This is a genomic window from Flavonifractor sp. An52, assembly GCF_002159385.1.
GTDB lineage: Bacteria > Bacillota > Clostridia > Oscillospirales > Oscillospiraceae > Flavonifractor > Flavonifractor avicola.
Genome location: NZ_NFIB01000002.1, coordinates 38,638 through 56,625, shown reverse-complemented (window position 1 = coordinate 56,625; position 17,988 = coordinate 38,638). Strand labels below are relative to the sequence as shown.

Sequence of the window (17,988 nt, the reverse complement as noted above, 5' to 3'; positions counted from 1 at the left end):
TCCCTTTTGCCGGGGAAACGGATTGCCACGCCAGTGTGCGCACTGGCTCGCAATGACAGGTTTGTGCAAAACAGCTATTTTGCAACAGGCCCTTTTTTATCGGTTATTTTGCTTCCAAATCTCTGCTAACCCCAGGAAGGTCAGGTGAGGCTCCCAGGCGGTGGAGATGGAGAGCAGAGGGCGTACCAGAGTGCTGTTGCCGCCGGTGAGCACCACCGTCAGGGGACCCAGCTCCTCCTCCAGCCGCCTGACAATGCCCTCGATGGCCCCGGCGGCCCCGTAGAGGGCTCCGTGCTTCATGCAGGACACGGTGTCTGACCCCAGCAGCCCCTCCGGCGTGGACAGGGTGATGGGGGGCAGCTGGGCGGCCCGGGCGGACAGGGCCTCCAGGCCCAGAGCCAGGCCGGGCAGGATCATGCCGCCCCGGAAGAGGCCGCCCCTGTCCACCACCGACAGGGTGGTGGCGGTGCCCATGTCAAAGACGGCCACCGGGGGCGTATACCGGGCCAGAGCGGCCACGCAGTCCACCACCCGGTCCATGCCCAGGTTGGCGGTATCGTAGCCGCTGAGATCCAGACCGGTGTGGGTGGTTTTGTCCACCACCAGGACAGGCTTTCCGGTGATGGCCTTCAGCCCCTCCCCTACCGGGCCGGTAAGGGCGGGCACCACCGAGGAGAGAACGGCCCCTTTGGCCTCCACCCCCTCCAGCAGATCTTGGAGAGATGCGGTCCAGTCCAGAGCGGGGTCACTGGGCAGCTTTTTTACAAAGGCCACCTGATCCCCCCGCAGGCCCGCTACGGCAACGGTGGTGTTGCCAATGTCAACGGTGAGCAGCATCTCAGGCGGGTTGAACGGCAGCGGGAGCTTTCTCCAGCTTGAGAGCCCGCACCATGGGCACGCACACCGCGGGGGTGATGACGGCGGCCACAATGGCCTCAGGCACGCCGTTGGCGGCCACGATGCCCAGGATGAAGCCCAGCACCGCGTCGGCGGGGATGCCCTGGGCGGCGGCATAGGCCTCGGTGAAAATGACGCCGATGGAGCCCATCACCAGGGCGGTGTTGGTGAGAGCGCCCACAATACCGGCGATCACCATGCCAACCGTCTGGATACCGGCGTTGGACTTGCGGAAGAGGGTCTTAATGAGGGTGTACACCAGCCAGGGGGTGACACCCACCAGGATACGGGGCACAAAGCAGATGAACAGGGCCCAGGGGCTGCCCCGGTCCAGGCCGGGCACGGGAATGAAGGGGGAAAACACAAAGGAGGAAAGACCGGGTACCAGCGTATTTTTGATCATGCTGGACAGACCGAACATTCCTCCCAGGAACGCGCCCTTCTTGGGCCCCAGCAGAATGGAACCGATGATGACCGGCACATGGAGAATGGTGGCCTTGATCACAGGCAGGTCAATGAGACCCAGGGGTGTAAAGGTGAGCAAAAAGATGATGCCGGTAAACATAGCCAGAATGGCCATGCCCTGCACCTGCTTGCTCCGCTGAGACCGGGTGAGCGCTTTTTTCATATTCAATTACCTCCAGCTGCCGTTCCTCTTAAGAGGATACAGCGCATATTTTGGGTGACTGACCACCGATGGGCTGGGACCTGCCGTCTCCTGAGAGTACAGCGGCCCCGGACGGGGACAGCCGGAGCTATTATAGCGGTTTTATCCCCAAAATGCAATGGCAATGTGGAAAACTTACTTCGTGTCTGCTATAATTGAGGGACACATCACGGCGGCGGAAGGCCGTCCCTACAGATTATAAGGAGCTTCTTGCTATGCAGTTAAAAGGAAAAACCGTGCTGCTGGGGGTCACCGGCGGCATCGCCTGCTACAAATCCGCCAACCTGGCCTCCGCCCTGGTGAAGCAGGGGGCCAACGTCCAGGTGCTCATGACCAAAAATGCCACCGAGTTCATCGGTCCCCACACCTTTGAGTCCCTCACCGGCAACCGGGTGAGCGTGGACACCTTCGACCGCAACTACCAGTTCCAGGTGGAGCACATCGCTCTGGCCGATCAGGCCGACCTGGTACTGGTGGCTCCCGCCACCGCCAACGTGCTGGCCAAGCTGGCCCACGGCCTGGCCGACGATATGCTCACCACCACCATTCTGGCCTGCAACTGTCCCAAGATCGCCGCCCCCGCCATGAACACCAAGATGTACGAGAACCCCGTCACCCAGGACAACCTGGACATTTTGCGGAAATACGGCTGGGAGATCGTGGAGCCCGCCAGCGGCCGTCTGGCCTGCGGGGCCGTGGGCAAGGGCAAGATGCCCGAGCCGGAGGATCTGCTGGAATGTGTCCTCCACGCCCTCAGCCATGAGAAGGACATGACCGGCCTTAAGGTGCTGGTCACCGCCGGTCCCACCCGGGAGGCTCTGGACCCGGTGCGCTATCTCACCAACCACTCCACCGGCAAGATGGGCTACGCCATCGCCAAAGCCGCCGCCGCCCGGGGGGCCCAGGTCACCCTGGTGTCCGGGCCGGTGAACCTGAAAAAGCCCCCTTACATGGAGGTGGTGGACATTGTGTCCGCCCAGGATATGTTTGACGCGGTGACCAGCCGTGCCCCCGACCAGGATATCATCATCAAGGCCGCCGCCGTGGCCGACTACCGCCCCGCTAACCTGGCGGAGGATAAGATCAAGAAGAGCGGCAATGATTCCGATCTATCCCTCCCCCTGGCCCGCACCAGCGACATTCTGGCCTGGCTGGGGGAGCACCGGGCGCCCGGCCAGTTCCTGTGCGGCTTCTCCATGGAGACCCGTGACATGGTGGAAAACTCCAAAAAGAAGCTGGAGAAAAAGCACATCGACCTCATTGCCGCCAACAACCTGAAGCAGGCGGGTGCGGGCTTTGGGGTGGATACCAACGTACTCACCCTCATCGCCGCCGACGGAGCCAAGGAACTACCCCTCATGAGCAAGGAGGAGGCCGCCCACACCCTGCTGGACGAAATTATGGACCGCCGGTGAGGATTCCCCCCTTTTTGCCTTGACGGTAGGGGGAAAAAATGATAGAATAGCCCGCGATAAGGCAGTGATCGGGAAGAGTACCCCCATGTTTCCGCACCAGAGAGGAGCCGGACGGTGCAAGGCTCCGGCGGAGGTGGAGGGAAGGCGCCCGTGAGCCGCGGGGAGGCAATGCCCCGCCGGTCCCCCGCCGTTACCGGGTTCGAGTGCGGACAACTTGTCCGAATTCAGGTGGTACCACGGATTTTTCCGCCCTGAGCTTAGGCTCAGGGCGGTTTTTTCTTAGCCTTCCCCTGGGGGAAGGTGCCCCAGTGCGCACACTGGGGCGGATGAGGGAAACGGTACCATATATGTATAAATTACAAACAAAAGGAGTTTGATTGTACCATGAAAAACACCGAAAAGACCATGGAGCAGATCGTCACCCTGTGTAAGGGCCGGGGCTTCATCTTCTCCGGCTCCGAGATCTACGGCGGCCTGGCCAACACCTGGGACTACGGCCCTCTGGGTGTGGAGCTGAAGAACAACGTCAAGAAGGCCTGGTGGAAGAAGTTCGTCCAGGAGAATCCCTACAACGTGGGTCTGGACGCCGCCATCCTGATGAATCCCCAGACCTGGGTGGCCTCCGGCCATCTGGGCGGCTTCTCCGATCCTCTCATGGACTGCAAGGAGTGCAAGGAGCGCTTCCGCGCCGACAAGCTCATCGAGGACTGGTGCGCTGAGAACAGCGTGGAACTGCCCAAGCCCATCGACGCCTTCTCCCAGGAGGAGATGAAGAATTTCATCGAGGAGAACAACATCCCCTGCCCCACCTGCGGCAAGCACAATTTCACCGACATCCGTCAGTTCAACCTGATGTTCAAGACCTTCCAGGGCGTCACCGAGGACGCCAAGAACACCGTGTACCTGCGGCCTGAGACCGCTCAGGGCATCTTTGTCAACTTCCAGAACATCCAGCGCACCACCCGCAAGAAGCTGCCCTTCGGCGTGTGCCAGATCGGCAAGTCCTTCCGCAACGAGATCACCCCCGGCAACTTCACCTTCCGCACCCGTGAGTTCGAGCAGATGGAGCTGGAGTTCTTCTGCAAGCCGGGCACCGACATGGAGTGGTTCCAGTACTGGCGCTCCTTCTGCAAGGAGTGGCTGCTGAGCCTGGGTATGCAGGAGGAGAACCTGCGGCTGCGTGACCACAGCCCCGAGGAGCTGTGCTTCTACTCCAAGGGCACCACCGACTTCGAGTTCCTCTTCCCCTTCGGCTGGGGCGAGCTGTGGGGCGTGGCCGACCGTACCGACTACGACCTGACCCAGCACCAGAACGTCTCCGGCAAGGATATGACCTACTTCGACCAGGAGACCGGCGAGCACTATATCCCCTACGTGGTGGAGCCCTCCCTGGGCGCCGACCGCGTGACCCTGGCCTTCCTGGTGGACGCCTTCGATCAGGAGGTGGTGGGCCAGGACAAGAAGGGCAACGACGACATCCGCACCGTGCTGCGCCTCCACCCTGCTCTGGCCCCCTTCAAGTGCGCCGTGCTGCCCCTGAGCAAGAAGGAAGTGCTGGCCGGCCCCGCCCAGCAGCTGCGTGACGAGCTGGCCAAGGACTTCATGGTGGACTACGACGACGCCGGCTCCATCGGCAAGCGTTATCGCCGCCAGGACGAGATCGGCACCCCCTTCTGCATCACCCTGGACTTCCAGACCGTGGGCGACGAGAACACCCCCGCCGACAACTGCGTCACCATCCGTGAGCGCGACTCCATGGAGCAGGTGCGCATCCCCATGTCTGAGGTTAAGAATTATATTGCTGAGCGCGTGAAGTTCTGAGTATAAAGGACAAAAAAGCTCCGGTTCTTTGTGAACCGGAGCTTTTTTCTGTCAAAACCCGCCAAATAGTGATGTTAATTTTTCTTACATCATGTATATTTGTCTAAATCTCACAATTTTTCTTACATAGTTTGATTTATTATTACATAATTGACACACAGCTTCAATGATGATAATATTTTCACATAAGGTAAAGTTTTTTATCGCCGCGAAAATATTTTTAAAAGGAGTGTCTTTTATGGAACGCAACTTCCAGACCGCTGAGCCCTTCCGCATCAAAGTGGTGGAGCCCATCAAGAAGACCACCCGGGCCTACCGCACCCAGGCTCTGAAGGACGCCCAGTACAACGCCTTTCGTCTGAAGGCCGAGGACGTGTATGTGGACTGCCTCACCGATTCCGGTACCTCCGCCATGAGCACCGAGCAGTGGTCCGCCATGATGCTGGGCGACGAGAGCTACGCCGGCTGCAAGAGCTTCTATAAGCTGGAGGCCTCCGCCCAGGAAGTGTTCGGTATGCCCTACGTCCAGCCCACCCACCAGGGCCGCGGCGCCGACTTCATCATGGCCCAGTATTACGCCAAGCCCGGCAAGTATGCCGTGGGCAATATGCACTTTGATACTTTTCACGGCAACGCCGAGATCCTGGGCGCCATTCCTGTGGACTGCGTCATCGACGCCGGCCTGGACGCCGCCAGCCCCGCCGAGGATTTTAAGGGCAACATCGACCTGAACAAGGTGCAGAAGATCATTGACGAGCACGGCGAGGACGCCATCTCGGTGATCATCATCACCGTCACCTGCAACAACAACGGCGGCCAGCCCGTGTCCATGGCCAACATCAAGGCGGTCAGCGAGTTTGCCAAGGCCCACAACATTCCCGTGGTCATCGACTCGGCCCGTCTGGCCGAGAACGCCTGGTTCATCAAGACCCGGGAGCCCGGCTATGAGAACAAGGACATCAAGGAAATTACCCGGGAGATGTTCTCCTACTGCGAGACCGCCACCATGAGCTCCAAGAAGGACGGCCTGGTGAACATCGGCGGCCTGATCGTCACCCGCAACCACGACTTCTACCTCTATTCCAACGTCCAGGCCATTGTCCACGAGGGCTTCATCACCTACGGCGGCCAGTCCGGCCGTGACATGGAGGCTCTGGCGGTGGGTCTGCGGGAGGCCACCACCGACGAGTACCTGGAGTACCGCATCAATCAGGTCAAGTACCTGGGCGACCGCCTGAAGGAGAAGGGCATCCCCTGCGTGGAGCCCAGCGGCGGCCACGGCATCTATGTGGACGCCCGCCGGTTCTTCCCCCACATCCCCCAGTGCGAGTTCCCCGCCCAGCGGCTGGTGGTGGCCCTCTATCAGGAGGCCGGCATCCGGGCCGTAGAGATGGGCGCCTGCGCCTTCGGCGGCAAGGACCCCGTCACCGGCGAGCCCATCTGGCCCGCTCTGGAGCTGATGCGCATCTCGGTGTCCCGCCGGGTGTACACCAACAACCACCTGGACTGCATCGTGGATGCCATGGAGTACATCTATCAGCACCGCGACGAGTACAAGGGCATGAAGCTGATCTATGAGGGCCCCATCACCGCCCTGCGTCACTTCACCGCCGGCTTCGAGCTGCTGTAAGCCCATCTGCCCCGGACCGGGGCCCTCAAAAGCCCCGGTCCGCAAAAAACCACAACGGGTACATCTGTATCTGGAGACCTTACCCAGCCGGAACAAAGTCCACTTCGCTTTGTTTGGACAGGCGCGCCTGTGCGCCCGGTCGAACGGCTCAGCGCAAAAAAACCGCGGAAAAGCTGGCACTTTTCCGCGGCCAATGGGCAGAAAACCCATCCATACGGATGGGAATCCTGAACATTAAATTATATTATATGCCCATCATCCATCTCTGTCAAGAGGTGGGCGCGCAGGGCGGCGGCCACCTGCCGCCAGCATCAAATTGAATCTTGTTCCCATGCCGCCGGTCTCCAACATCCCTGTACGCTTGCAAAGAGGATAGGAGGGACAACAAATGGGAAAACCTGACAACACCCTGCAAACCCCTGATCGTGAACAATTCGGCAGCCGGATCGCCTTTGTGCTGGCCTCCATGGGCGGCGCCATCGGCCTCGGCAACATCTGGAAATTCCCCTACCTGGTGGGACAGCACGGCGGCGCAGCCTTCATTGTCGTCTATCTTCTGGCGCTGCTGTTGGTGGCCACACCCGTGCTGATGACGGAATTCGCCATCGGCCGCAAGACGGGCACCAGCTACACCACCGCCCTGAAAAAGCTGCTGCCCGGCAAGAAGTGGTATCTGCTGGGCATCATCGGCGTCATCGCCCTGACCCTGACCCTGTCCTTCTACGGCGGCATCGCCGGCTGGACGGTGGCCTATCTGACCAAGTCCATCACCGGTTCCTACAGCGGCATGGGTGCCGATGAGATCGGCGCCATGTTCGGCAGCTTCTCCGCCGACCCCTTCCAGATGGTATTCTGGCTGGGCGTCATGCTCCTCATCACCACCGTGATCGTCCTGCGGGGCGTCAAGGGCGGCATTGAAAAGGTGTGCAACATCCTGCTGCCCATCATGTTCGTATTCATCATCTTCCTGGCCATCCGGGCCATCATGCTCCCCGGCGCCGACGCCGGTCTGGCCTTCTACCTGATCCCCGACTTCTCCAACCTGAACGCGGAGACCGTCATGGCCGCCATCGGCCAGGCCTTCTTCTCCCTGGGTGTGGGCTGCGGCAACCTGGTGATCTACGGCTCCTATCTGGACCGGAAAAAGACCATCGGCTCCAGTACCATCATGGTGGCTCTGGGTGACACTTCCGCCGCCATCCTGTTCGGCCTGATCATCTTCCCCTCCGCCTTCGCCTTCAACATCGAAGCCGGCATGGGCCCCCCGCTGGTCTTCATCACCCTGCCCGCCATTTTTGCCCAGATGCCCTTCGGCATGGTCTTCGCCTCCATCTTCTTCATCATGCTGTTCTTCGCCTGCCTGACCTCCACCATCTGCATCATGGAGGCCATTGTGGGCTTCCTGGTGGATGAACTGAAGATCGCCCGGAAGAAGGCCACCTGGATCGTGGCCGGCGTGGTGTTTGTCATCGGCTCGGTGATGATGATGTCCTTCGGGCCGCTGGCCGACTTCCTCATCTTTGGCAAGACCATCTTTGATTTCTTCAACGACACCGTGGTGTCCGCCATCCTGCTGCCGCTGGGCGCCCTGCTCATGGTCATTCTGGTGGGCTGGATCCTCAAGCCCAAGACCATCCTGGACGAGATGAACATCGGCGACGGCCTGAAGGTGAACCGCTATTACACCATTACCATCCGCTATATCGCCCCCATCGCCATCATCCTGATGTTCCTGCAGCTGATCGGCGTGATCACATTCTAGCCTCCCTCTTTCATTCAGCCCTCTTCTTATTCCCTGGTGCGGCAGGGCCCGGTTTGGCGCCGGACCCTGCCGTACCTCTGTTTTTCCGCCGCTTCCTCTGGACAATCGGGTGGTTTTGGTTTAAACTGAAATGAAGAAGAAAGGGAGCGCAGATATATCAACTGCCGCCCCAATGAGGTGAGCCATCCATGGAACAGAAGAAACAGCTGGAATCCGTTCTGCCGCTGATGCGCTTTTTCGCAGAGATGCTGGGACCGGATGCTGAGATCATTTTATACGACGTGGATGACCGGGTGGTGTATCAGGTCCTCAACCCCATGGACGATGAGATGGTACCCGGCAGCGAGATGCGCTCGCTGGAGCGGAACCTTCTGGACTCGAAGATCTATGAAAAAGAAGATTTTATCGTCAATTACCGAGCACTTTCCCGCTCCAAGCATAAGCTGAAATCCGCCACCTTCTTTTTGAAAAACAACCCAGAGCGGCAGCTGCGGGGCATGATTACCGTCAACATCAACGTGGAGCGGCTGGTGGAGTTGCGGGATGCCCTCAATGTAATGATTTCGGGCTATCGGCCCTATGAGGCTCCCGCCGAGAGCCCCTTCTACAACAGCTTTGAGGTATCGGTGGAGGGGCTGGTATCCACCTCTATCCGGGAAGAGCTGGACAGCTTTGGGGTGGAACCCACCCGCCTGAGCTACCAGGAGAAGATGGAGATGGTGCGTCGTTTGGACGAAAAGGGTATCTTCCTGGTAAAGGGAGCCATTGCCGAGCTGGCCTCCGCCCTCAAGACCACCGAAACCAGCATTTACCGCTATTTGAACAAGCTTCAGGAACAATCCTGAACGATTTCATAAAAAACGTGCTGCAAAGGCAGCACGTTTTTTTACGCCTTTATGGCCTCCCGGGCAAAATCGGCGGCCTGGTCCAGGTCGCTCTGGTCCGGGTGGGTCAGGGCCAGGTCAAAAGCCTGGATCATGGATTTCAGCTTGGCGTTGTCCGGGTCGGCCTTCAGCTGGGCCTCGTACCGGTCCTTCACCGTCTGGGGCATCTTTCCGGTGCAGAAGAAACTGCTCACCACCTGGTTGCCCTTGGGGACCTCCGCCTTGAAGCGGTCGGACAGGGAGGCGAAGTACAGCTCGGAGATACCGAAACCGGCGGTGCCGAAGATGGCCACCCGTTTGCCGTACAGGCTATGTAAAAATTCCTGCATAGCCGGAGTGAGGGTACCCTTGTCGGTCCAGGACCCGGCAAAGACCAGCTCCGCCTGGTCCACGTTCTGGGGCGGCGGGCCGAAGGCCACAATGTCGTGGCCCTCACAGGCCTCCCGGATGGCCTGAGCCACCTGGGCGGTGTTACCGGTCTGGCTGTCGAATACAATGGCGATTTTCATAGGTCCTCCTTTGGACGGTGGGCGGCCCTTGGGGCCGCCCCTACGAATCTTCTTTCTGTGTAGGCAATGTAGGGGCGACCTTTATGGTCGCCCCCAGGGTCACCGGAATTTCCGGCTCTCCGCCACCGCCAGCTCGTCGCAGCGGTTATTAAATGGGTTATCGGCGTGGCCCTTGACCCAGTGGAGATGGACGGTGTGATAGTCGCACAGGTCCAGCAGGGTGGCCCACAGATCCGGGTTGAGGGCGGGCTTCTTGTCCCCCTTCACCCAGCCTCTGGCCTTCCAGCCCCGGGCCCAGCCCTTCTCCAGGGCGTCAATGACGTACTTGGAGTCAGAGTAGAGCTCCACGATGCAGGGCTCCTTCAGGGCCTTCAGGGCGGTGATGACGCCGGTAAGCTCCATACGGTTGTTGGTGGTGTGGGCCTCCCCGCCGGAGAGTTCCTTTTTGAACTCCCCGTATTGCAGAATGGCCCCCCACCCGCCGGGGCCCGGATTGCCCGAGCAGGCCCCGTCGGTGTAAATGGTGACTGTTTTCATAGATCTCCTATTATAGCCTTCCCCTGGGGGAAGGTGGCTGGCCGAAGGCCAGACGGATGAGGGGAACGCCGCCTTTACCTGCCGGTCAATGACGGCACACACACCCTCAAAATTCTGTTTGATCTCAAGATTTGTAAAACGCAAAACCTTGATTTTTTCCACTTCTTGCAAGTAAGCCATTCTGGCGGCGTCCAGTTCTGGACCATTTCCCTCATAATGCTGGGAACCATCCAATTCAATGGCTAACCTGGCTTTGTAACAATAAAAATCCACAATATAAGGACCAAATGGCTTTTGTCGGAGAAATTGGACGGGATAGGTCCGCAAAAAATCATACCACAGATGATTCTCTTCTTTTGTGGCATTTTTTCGCAGTTTCTGTGCGCGAATGCGGGTGATATCTTCCATAGGCGCACCTCTTCCCCTCATCCGCCCCAGTGTGCGCACTGGGGCACCTTCCCTCAGGGGAAGGCTTTTTACAGCTCCTTCAAAATCTCCTGCCGCTTCTGCTCATACTCCTCTTTGGTGATGAGCCGCCGGTCATAGAGGGACTGGAGCTGCTCCAGCCGCTGCTCCGGGGTGCCCTTGGGATCGTCCACCGACACCCCCTCCTCCTCGATGTGGATCTCGGGACCGATATACTTCTTGCCGAAGGCAGAATAGAAGTTGGTACCGGCGATCACAGCGGCAATGACGGTCCAAATGATGCCGAAAATGAGGCCGAAGCCCCCCGCCATAGCAAACTGGGGAATGACGACGAACAGACCGATAAGCACAAAGACGCAGCCTATCACGCCGCCCGCCACCGAGCCGGTCTTACTGGGACGGTAGGTTACCCGTTTCCTGGACATAGCTTATTCCTCCCCTTCGGTGGCGCCGGTGTCCTCCTCTTCTTCCTCGTGGTCGGTACGGGCGAAGGAGATGACCTTCACGCCCTCCTCCAGGTTCATGATCTTGACGCCCTGGGCGGTGCGGCCGTAGGTGGAGATGCCGGACACCGCCATACGGATGATGACGCCGGCGTCGTTGATGACCAGCACGTCGTCGTTGTCGTTGACCACCTTGACGCCCACCACGGGGCCGGTCTTCTCGGTGACGTTGTAGCCCTTCAGGCCGTAGCCGCCTCTCTTCTGGGGACCATCGGCACGGATATACTCGTCCATTTCGGTGCGCTTGCCGTAGCCGTTCTCGGTGATCATCAGCACCTGATGGTCGTACTTGGCCCGGGCGGCCCCCACCACGAAGTCGCCCTCCCGCAGGCTGATGCCCCGGACGCCGCAGGCGTCGCGGCCCATGCAGCGCACGTCGGTCTCCTTGAAGCAGATGGCCATACCGTCGTGGGTGACGATGAGGATGGCCTGCTCTCCGTCGGTCTCCCGGACGGTGATGAGCTCGTCTCCCTCCTCCAGGGTGATGGCCCGGATGCCCGCCTTGCGGGCGGTAAAGATGGAGGAGAGCTGGATCCGCTTGACGGTACCTGCCCGGGTGACCATCACCAGATACCGGTCCTCGGGGAACTCCCGCAGGTGGATCATGGCGGTGACCTTCTCGTCCTGCTCGATGGGCAGCACGTTCACCAGGTTGGTACCCTTGGCGGTGCGGCCGGCCTCGGGGATCTGATAGCCCTTCTTCCGGTGGACCCGGCCCTTATTGGTAAAGAAGAGGATGTAGTCGTGGGTGGAGGCGGTAAACACCGTATCCACGTAGTCCTCCTCCTTGGTGGCCATGGCAGTGATGCCCTTGCCGCCCCGGCGCTGGGTGCGGTAGGTGGAGGCGGGGGTGCGCTTGATGTAGCCCCCGTCGGTGAGGGTGAAGACGCACTCCTCCTCCTCGATCAGGTCCTCAATGTCGATCTCGTCCTCCACGTCCTGAATCTCGGTGACCCGGTCGTCGCCGTACTTGTCCCGGATGGCGGACAGCTCGTCCTTCAGCACCCCACGCAGCATCTCCTCGGAGGAGAGCAGCTGCTGGAAGTAGGCAATGCGCTCCTCCAGCTCCTTGTACTCGGCCTCCAGCTTCTCCCGGTCCAGGCCCTGGAGGGCTTTCAGGCGCATATCCAGAATGGCCTGGGCCTGCACGTCGTCCAGGCCGAACCGGTTCATCAGGTTCTCCTTGGCGTTGTCGTAGCTGGAGCGGATGATGCGGATGACCTCGTCGATGTTGTCCTGGGCGATGAGCAGGCCCTCCAGCAGGTGGGCCCGCTCCTGGGCCTTCTTCAGGTCGTACTTGGTGCGGCGGATGATGATCTCCTCCTGGAAGGCGATGTACTCGTCCAGGATGTGACGCAGGGACAGGATCTTGGGCTGGGACTGGTCGTCCACCAGAGCCAGCATATTGATGGCGAAGGTGGTCTGCAGCTGGGTCTGGGCAAACAGGCGGTTGAGGACCACCTGGGGATTGGCGTCCCGCTTCAGCTCGATGACCACCCGCATACCGTTGCGGTCGGACTCGTCCCGGATGTCGGAGATGCCCTCCAGACGCTTGTCCTCCACCTGGTCGGCCATATTCTTAATGAGCTGGCGCTTGTTGACCTGGTAGGGGATCTCGGTGACGATGATGCGGGTACGGTTCTGGCCGAACTCCTCAAACTCGGTGCGGGCCCGGACGCACACCCGGCCCCGGCCGGTGGCGTAGGCGGCCCGGATGCCGGAGCGGCCCATAATGATGCCCTTGGTGGGGAAATCAGGGCCCTTCACGTGCTCCATCAGGTCGGACAGGGTGGCCTCCGGATTGTCCAGCACGCAGATGGTGGCATTGATGACCTCCCGCAGGTTGTGGGGCGGGATGTTGGTGGCCATGCCCACGGCGATGCCCGCCGAGCCGTTGACCAGCAGGTTGGGGAACCGGGAGGGGAGCACACGGGGCTCCTTCCGGCTCTCGTCGAAGTTGGGGTCCCAGTTCACCGTGTCCTTCTCGATGTCCCGGAGCATCTCGTCCGAAATCTTGGACATCCGGGCCTCGGTGTAACGGTAGGCGGCCGGGGGATCGCCGTCGATGGAACCGAAGTTGCCGTGGCCGTCCACCAGGGGATAGCGCATGGAGAAGTCCTGGGCCAGACGGACCAGGGCGTCGTACACGCTGGCGTCGCCGTGGGGATGGTACCGGCCCAGCACATCGCCCACGCAGGTGGCGGACTTCTTGAAGGGCTTGTCGGCAGTCAGGTTGTCCTCGTACATGGCGTACAGGATACGCCGGTGGACCGGCTTCAGGCCGTCCCGCACGTCGGGCAGGGCCCGGCCCTTGATGACGCTCATGGCGTACTCAATATAGGACTGCTCCATCTCCTTCACCAGGGGCGAGGTGACGATGGTCTGGTCCGGATACCGGATTTCCTCCGGATCGTACTGTGGCTTTTTGCTCATGCTGTTGCCTCTCAATCTTTATGATAGGGTAGTTCACGGCGGGCGGCCGCAAGGGCCGCCCCTACGTCAGGGCCGTGTAGGGGCGACCTTTATGGTCGCCCGACCATCCCTTAATAGTCCAAATTCACCGCGTACTTGGCGTTGCGCTCGATGAACTCCTTCCGGGGCTCCACCTTCTCGCCCATGAGGACGGTGAAGGTCTGGTCGGCCAGCACGGCGTCGTCCAGCTCGATGCGCTTGAGGGTGCGCCGCTCCGGGTCCATGGTGGTCTCCCACAGCTCATGGGGGTTCATCTCGCCCAGGCCCTTATACCGGGAGATATCCACCTTGGCGTTGGGGTTGTCGCCCCGGAGCTCGGCGGACACCTGGTCCCGCTCCTCATCGGAGAAGGCCACCCGGGTGGTCTTGCCCCGGGTCAGCTTGTACAGCGGAGGCACGGCGGCATAGACGTAGCCGTGCTCGATGAGGGGCCGCATGAAGCGGAAGAAGAAGGTCAGCAGCAGGGTGCGGATGTGGGAGCCGTCCACATCGGCATCGGCCATGATGATGATCTTGTGATAGCGCAGCTTGTCCAGGTCGAAGTCGTCCCCGATGCCGGCGCCCAGGGCGGTGATGACGGGGGTCAGCTTATCGTTGCCGTACACCTTGTCGGCCCGGGCCTTCTCCACGTTGAGCATCTTGCCCCACAGGGGGAGGATGGCCTGGAACCGGCTGTCCCGGCCCTGGGTGGCCGAGCCGCCTGCGGAGTCGCCCTCCACGATGTAGAGCTCGGTGAGCTCGGGGTTGACCTCGTTGCAGTCCCGCAGCTTATCGGGCATGGCGGCGCCGCCCAGGGCGGTCTTTCTCCGGATGGACTCTCTGGCCTTCCGGGCGGCCTCACGGGCCCGGTTGGCCATGAGGGCCTTCTCCAGGATGGCCTTGCCCACGGCGGGGTTCTCCTCCAGGTACTCGGACAGCTTCTCGGTGACGATGTTGTTCACCAGGGTACGGATGGAGGCGTTGCCCAGCTTGGCTTTGGTCTGGCCCTCGAACTGGGCCTCGGTGAGCTTGACGGAGATGACGCAGGCGATGCCCTCACGGCAGTCCTCGCCGGACACCTTGTCCTCGTCCTTGAGGATCTTCATTTTTTTGCCGTAGTTGTTGAGCACGGTGGTAAGGGCCCGCTTGAAGCCCTCCTCGTGCATACCGCCTTCGGGGGTGTGGACGTTGTTGGCGAAGGAGACGATGGTCTCGTTGTAGCCGTCGTTGTACTGGAAGGCCACCTCCGCCATGGAGTCCTCCTTCTGCCCCGCCATATAGATCACGTCGGGGTGGATGGGGTCCTTGGAGCGGTTGATGTAGGACACGAACTCCCGGATACCGCCGGCGTAGTGCATGGTGTCGCTCTGCTCCCTGCCGGGGCGGTTGTCGATGGTGTGGATCTTCAGGCCGGCGTTGAGGAAGGCCTCCTCCCGCATCCGGGTGTGGAGGGTCTCGTAGTTATACTCGGTGACCTCGAACATCTCGGGGTCGGGCTTGAACACCACCTCGGTGCCGTGGCGGTCGGTGTCCCCCACCACCTGCATGGGCTGGGTCACCTTGCCCCGGGAGAACTTCATCTCGTAGATCTTGCCCTCCTTGTGGACCCGGACCTCCAGCCACTCGGACAGGGCGTTGACCACGCTGGCGCCCACGCCGTGGAGGCCGCCGGACACCTTGTAGCCGCCGCCGCCGAACTTACCGCCGGCGTGCAGGATGGTGAACACCACCTCCAGGGCGGGCAGGCCGGTCTGGGGCTGGATGTCCACGGGGATACCGCGGCCGTTGTCCACCACGGTGATGATGTCACCCTCCCCAATGGCGACGGTGATCTCATCACAGTAACCGGCAAGAGCCTCATCGATGGAGTTGTCCACGATCTCGTACACCAGGTGATGCAGGCCAGACTCGCTGGTGGAGCCGATATACATACCGGGGCGCTTGCGGACGGCCTCCAGACCCTCCAGCACCTGGATCTCGGAGCCGCCGTACTCATGCTCCACCTGGGTGGTGCTCAGTTCCAATTCTAACTCGTCAGACATAATAACCTCCGCTAGATTAACCATAGGTTGGGTATGGCTCTGTGAGAGCGGCCATACCCCAAATTTTTTTATTCAAAACTGTTGTTCTCCGCCCGGCGCAGCAGGGTGGCGGCGGAGAGCTGGCACAGGTAAACCACCGGCGGCCCCTCCCGCCGGGCGCACAGCACAAAAGAGCGGGGCAGATCGTCGGACACGTTGACCAGCCGCCCCTCCTTTTCCGCCCGCTCCAGAAAGGACCGGGTCAGGTGGGAGGAGGAGGTGTTGTCCAGATCGAAGAGCCCCACCACGTCTCCAAAGGGCACCACCACGTTCTGACCGATGTGCAGATACATCTACTTGCCCTCCTTCTTGTCCCGGACGATTTTGGGCTTCCACAGCCAGCGGTACAGCTTCCAGCCCAGAAAGAGCCCCACAAAGAAGCCCAGTGCGGGCAGGCCGGGAATGAAGAGCAGCTGGGTCACCGGGGAGGTATCCGCCTCCCACAGGTTGAGCCGGTGGACCACAATGGCGTCTGTCACCAGAACGGCGGCCACCGGAGGGATCAGCTTCCACAGCTTGCTTCCCTTCCGGGTAAACTGGCACACCAGAAATTCCAGCAGAAAGCCCCCCACCAGGGGGACCAGGGCAAGGATCAAAAGTATCATAGTGTTCTCCTGAATCTGATCTGTATCACGGGCCGGTTTGTCATCCCACCAGTACGCCGTTGTGAATGTGGAAGGTCTTGCCCTCCCCCAGCCGGTCCAGACTCATTTCTTCGCAGCAGGTGATAAAAACCTGGCCCCCATTGATGCGTTTGAGGACAAATTCCTGCCGTTTATGGTCCAGCTCGGACAGTACGTCGTCCAGCAGCAGCACCGGCCACTCCCCCGTCTCCTGGAAGAAAATTTCCCGGGAAGCCAGCTTGAGGGACAATGCCGCCGTCCGGGTCTGGCCCTGGGAGGCGAAAGTTTTGGCGCTCACCCCGTCCAGTTCCACCACCAAATCGTCCTTGTGGGGCCCCGACAGGCACTGCCGGGCCTCCAGCTCCGCCTTCCGGTGGGAGTCCTGATGTTTCAGCAGCTGCTCCAGCAGAGTACGGGTAGGGGCCAATGGATCATCGATGGTGCTCACCGTCTGGTAGCTCAGCCCCAGCTCCTCCCGTCCGCCGGAGAAATCCCGGTGGATGGGAGGCGTCACCTCCCGGAGCCGCTTGATGAAGTAGGCCCGGTAGTGGATGAGCATGGCCCCGGTCTGGGCCATGCGCAGATTGAACTCGTCCAGAGTGTCCAGCAGCGAGGGATGCTCCTCCCAGTCCCGCAAAATCCGGGTCTTATGTTCATAAAGACGCCGGTATTCCGCCAAAGCCTCGGCATAGCGGGGCCGCAGCTGACAGATGCAGTCGTCCAGGAACCGGCGGCGCACCGCGGCCCCCTCCCGGATGAGCCACAGGTCCTCGGGGCAGAAGAGTACCGTGTTGAGCACCCCCGCCAGCTCCCCGGCGGTCTTTAATTTCACGCCGTTGGAGAAGAGCTGCCGCCGCACCCCCCGGCCCAGCTTGGCCTCCAGGGTGAAGTCCCGCCCCCGGGAAAAGACCTCCGCCTTCACAAAGGCGTGGTCCACCCCCATCTGGATCAGCTCCCGGTCGTACCGGGCCCGGTGGGAGGAGGCGGTGGACAGGTAGGCGATGCCCTCCAGCAGATTGGTCTTGCCCTGGGCATTCTCCCCCCAGATCACATTGACGTTGGGAGAAAAGCTCCCCTCAAAGTGAAGATAATTGCGAAAAAAGTCCAGGCAGACCGACTTTACGATCATAAAACTTCTACGCGCAGGTCATCCAGGGTGACCACGTCGCCGGGGCGCAGCTTCTTGCCCCGCATGGTGCACACCTCGCCGTTGACCTGGACCTCTCCGTCCTGGATGCGCTCCTTGGCCTCCCCGCCGGTCTCCACCAGACCCTCAAATTTCAGCAGGGATTCCAGTTTGATAAATTCCGTTGTGATTTTGGACTGAATGGTCTTCATACTTCCGAATTTCTCCCTTCTTCGTGCAGGGATTGCAGCAGTTCCCACAGGTCGGGCAGGGCCTTTTTCAGGGCCACCGGCCGGGCCTTTGCCCGGTCATAGAAGAAGTGGCCGGAGGTGCCCTCCGCCCGCAGCTGGCCGGTTTCCGCGTTGACCATCTTGTAGGACAGCTGCATTTTGGCAGGAGACAGGGACTCCACCGCCATGTGGATGGCTACCGTCTCCCCAAACCGGGTCATGGAACAGTACTTGCAGCTCACGTTGGTAACGGCAAAGTCGATGCCCGCGTCCACCGCTCTGTGGTAGCTCCAGCCGATCTGGTCCATAAAGTCGGTACGGGCCTCTTCCATCCAAAGGATATAATTTCCATGGTGGACGATGCTCATGCCGTCGGTCTCATAAAATTGAACCTTATGCAGGTAAGGATGCAGTTCCAAGGTATTT

The 17,988-nt window shown here is 60.6% G+C and carries 17 protein-coding genes, 1 pseudogene and 1 other annotated feature; of the genes and pseudogenes, 5 read left to right on the top strand and 13 right to left on the bottom strand.

Annotated elements, in window-relative coordinates; all coding sequences use genetic code 11:
* Positions 1–96 precede the first annotated feature (96 nt).
* Both B5G06_RS01075 and B5G06_RS01070 read right to left on the bottom strand, forming a co-directional pair.
* Positions 97–837 carry a type III pantothenate kinase gene (locus B5G06_RS01075; protein ID WP_087187259.1) on the bottom strand — a complete coding sequence of 247 codons (741 nt, stop codon included), beginning with the start codon at positions 835–837 and terminating at the stop codon, positions 97–99.
* A gap of 1 nt (position 838) precedes the next feature.
* On the bottom strand, positions 839–1,525 hold the full coding sequence (locus tag B5G06_RS01070; protein WP_087187258.1) for an ECF transporter S component: 687 nt from the start codon (positions 1,523–1,525) through the stop codon (positions 839–841).
* Between the two features lie 254 nt (positions 1,526–1,779).
* Between B5G06_RS01070 and coaBC the strand changes: the two genes are divergently transcribed.
* The 5 genes from coaBC to B5G06_RS01045 all read left to right on the top strand — a co-directional run bounded on the left by coaBC (position 1,780) and on the right by B5G06_RS01045 (position 9,037).
* Positions 1,780–2,979 carry a bifunctional phosphopantothenoylcysteine decarboxylase/phosphopantothenate--cysteine ligase CoaBC gene (coaBC, locus tag B5G06_RS01065; protein WP_087187257.1) on the top strand — a complete coding sequence of 400 codons (1,200 nt, stop codon included), beginning with the start codon at positions 1,780–1,782 and terminating at the stop codon, positions 2,977–2,979.
* A gap of 55 nt (positions 2,980–3,034) precedes the next feature.
* Positions 3,035–3,236: a binding site (T-box leader), on the top strand.
* Positions 3,237–3,363: 127 nt separating this feature from the next.
* Entirely contained in the window at positions 3,364–4,800 is a 1,437-nt protein-coding gene (locus tag B5G06_RS01060; protein WP_087187256.1) for a glycine--tRNA ligase, read from the top strand.
* A 238-nt stretch (positions 4,801–5,038) separates the two neighbouring features.
* Complete coding sequence (locus B5G06_RS01055; protein ID WP_087187255.1) at positions 5,039–6,430, top strand: tryptophanase; 1,392 nt, start codon at positions 5,039–5,041, stop codon at positions 6,428–6,430.
* 388 nt (positions 6,431–6,818) lie between these two features.
* Complete coding sequence (locus tag B5G06_RS01050) at positions 6,819–8,192, top strand: sodium-dependent transporter (RefSeq protein ID WP_087187254.1); 1,374 nt, start codon at positions 6,819–6,821, stop codon at positions 8,190–8,192.
* A gap of 188 nt (positions 8,193–8,380) precedes the next feature.
* Positions 8,381–9,037, top strand: a complete 657-nt coding sequence (locus B5G06_RS01045) for a helix-turn-helix transcriptional regulator (RefSeq protein ID WP_087187253.1) — start codon at positions 8,381–8,383, stop codon at positions 9,035–9,037.
* Positions 9,038–9,078: 41 nt separating this feature from the next.
* On the opposite strand, the gene bilS is transcribed toward B5G06_RS01045, so the two are convergent.
* The 11 genes and pseudogenes from bilS to B5G06_RS00995 all read right to left on the bottom strand — a co-directional run bounded on the left by bilS (position 9,079) and on the right by B5G06_RS00995 (position 17,981).
* Entirely contained in the window at positions 9,079–9,585 is a 507-nt protein-coding gene (bilS, locus tag B5G06_RS01040; RefSeq protein ID WP_087187252.1) for a flavodoxin family protein BilS, read from the bottom strand.
* 99 nt (positions 9,586–9,684) lie between these two features.
* Positions 9,685–10,122, bottom strand: coding sequence for a ribonuclease HI (gene rnhA / locus B5G06_RS14255; RefSeq protein ID WP_242955305.1), 438 nt, complete (start codon positions 10,120–10,122; stop codon positions 9,685–9,687).
* Between the two features lie 90 nt (positions 10,123–10,212).
* Positions 10,213–10,530, bottom strand: a pseudogene (locus B5G06_RS14250) (endonuclease domain-containing protein); the annotation flags it as partial.
* Between the two features lie 68 nt (positions 10,531–10,598).
* Positions 10,599–10,973, bottom strand: coding sequence for an SHOCT domain-containing protein (locus B5G06_RS01030; protein WP_087187250.1), 375 nt, complete (start codon positions 10,971–10,973; stop codon positions 10,599–10,601).
* Positions 10,974–10,976: 3 nt separating this feature from the next.
* On the bottom strand, positions 10,977–13,484 hold the full coding sequence (gene gyrA / locus B5G06_RS01025) for a DNA gyrase subunit A (protein ID WP_087187249.1): 2,508 nt from the start codon (positions 13,482–13,484) through the stop codon (positions 10,977–10,979).
* Positions 13,485–13,594: 110 nt separating this feature from the next.
* Entirely contained in the window at positions 13,595–15,544 is a 1,950-nt protein-coding gene (gene gyrB, locus B5G06_RS01020; protein ID WP_087187248.1) for a DNA topoisomerase (ATP-hydrolyzing) subunit B, read from the bottom strand.
* 68 nt (positions 15,545–15,612) lie between these two features.
* The gene (locus B5G06_RS01015) at positions 15,613–15,876 is read right to left on the bottom strand and encodes an extracellular matrix regulator RemB (RefSeq protein WP_087187247.1); all 264 of its coding nucleotides are present in this window, start codon (positions 15,874–15,876) and stop codon (positions 15,613–15,615) included.
* On the bottom strand, positions 15,877–16,188 hold the full coding sequence (locus tag B5G06_RS01010) for a Tat pathway signal protein (protein ID WP_087187246.1): 312 nt from the start codon (positions 16,186–16,188) through the stop codon (positions 15,877–15,879). It abuts the gene before it with no gap.
* 40 nt (positions 16,189–16,228) lie between these two features.
* Entirely contained in the window at positions 16,229–17,335 is a 1,107-nt protein-coding gene (gene recF / locus B5G06_RS01005) for a DNA replication/repair protein RecF (RefSeq protein ID WP_087187245.1), read from the bottom strand.
* Positions 17,332–17,544, bottom strand: coding sequence for an RNA-binding S4 domain-containing protein (locus tag B5G06_RS01000; RefSeq protein WP_087187244.1), 213 nt, complete (start codon positions 17,542–17,544; stop codon positions 17,332–17,334). The genes recF and B5G06_RS01000 overlap by 4 nt, the downstream gene beginning before the upstream one ends.
* Positions 17,541–17,981 carry an acyl-CoA thioesterase gene (locus B5G06_RS00995; protein ID WP_087187341.1) on the bottom strand — a complete coding sequence of 147 codons (441 nt, stop codon included), beginning with the start codon at positions 17,979–17,981 and terminating at the stop codon, positions 17,541–17,543. Before B5G06_RS00995 ends, B5G06_RS01000 begins: the two co-directional genes overlap by 4 nt.
* Between the last annotated feature and the right edge of the window lie 7 nt (positions 17,982–17,988).

Coding starts and splice junctions, on each gene's coding strand:
- B5G06_RS01075 (WP_087187259.1), bottom strand. CDS start 837: ATGCTGCTCACCGTTGACATTGGCAACACCACCGTTGCCGTAGCGGGC.
- B5G06_RS01070 (WP_087187258.1), bottom strand. CDS start 1,525: ATGAAAAAAGCGCTCACCCGGTCTCAGCGGAGCAAGCAGGTGCAGGGC.
- coaBC (WP_087187257.1), top strand. CDS start 1,780: ATGCAGTTAAAAGGAAAAACCGTGCTGCTGGGGGTCACCGGCGGCATC.
- B5G06_RS01060 (WP_087187256.1), top strand. CDS start 3,364: ATGAAAAACACCGAAAAGACCATGGAGCAGATCGTCACCCTGTGTAAG.
- B5G06_RS01055 (WP_087187255.1), top strand. CDS start 5,039: ATGGAACGCAACTTCCAGACCGCTGAGCCCTTCCGCATCAAAGTGGTG.
- B5G06_RS01050 (WP_087187254.1), top strand. CDS start 6,819: ATGGGAAAACCTGACAACACCCTGCAAACCCCTGATCGTGAACAATTC.
- B5G06_RS01045 (WP_087187253.1), top strand. CDS start 8,381: ATGGAACAGAAGAAACAGCTGGAATCCGTTCTGCCGCTGATGCGCTTT.
- bilS (WP_087187252.1), bottom strand. CDS start 9,585: ATGAAAATCGCCATTGTATTCGACAGCCAGACCGGTAACACCGCCCAG.
- rnhA (WP_242955305.1), bottom strand. CDS start 10,122: ATGAAAACAGTCACCATTTACACCGACGGGGCCTGCTCGGGCAATCCG.
- B5G06_RS01030 (WP_087187250.1), bottom strand. CDS start 10,973: ATGTCCAGGAAACGGGTAACCTACCGTCCCAGTAAGACCGGCTCGGTG.
- gyrA (WP_087187249.1), bottom strand. CDS start 13,484: ATGAGCAAAAAGCCACAGTACGATCCGGAGGAAATCCGGTATCCGGAC.
- gyrB (WP_087187248.1), bottom strand. CDS start 15,544: ATGTCTGACGAGTTAGAATTGGAACTGAGCACCACCCAGGTGGAGCAT.
- B5G06_RS01015 (WP_087187247.1), bottom strand. CDS start 15,876: ATGTATCTGCACATCGGTCAGAACGTGGTGGTGCCCTTTGGAGACGTG.
- B5G06_RS01010 (WP_087187246.1), bottom strand. CDS start 16,188: ATGATACTTTTGATCCTTGCCCTGGTCCCCCTGGTGGGGGGCTTTCTG.
- recF (WP_087187245.1), bottom strand. CDS start 17,335: ATGATCGTAAAGTCGGTCTGCCTGGACTTTTTTCGCAATTATCTTCAC.
- B5G06_RS01000 (WP_087187244.1), bottom strand. CDS start 17,544: ATGAAGACCATTCAGTCCAAAATCACAACGGAATTTATCAAACTGGAA.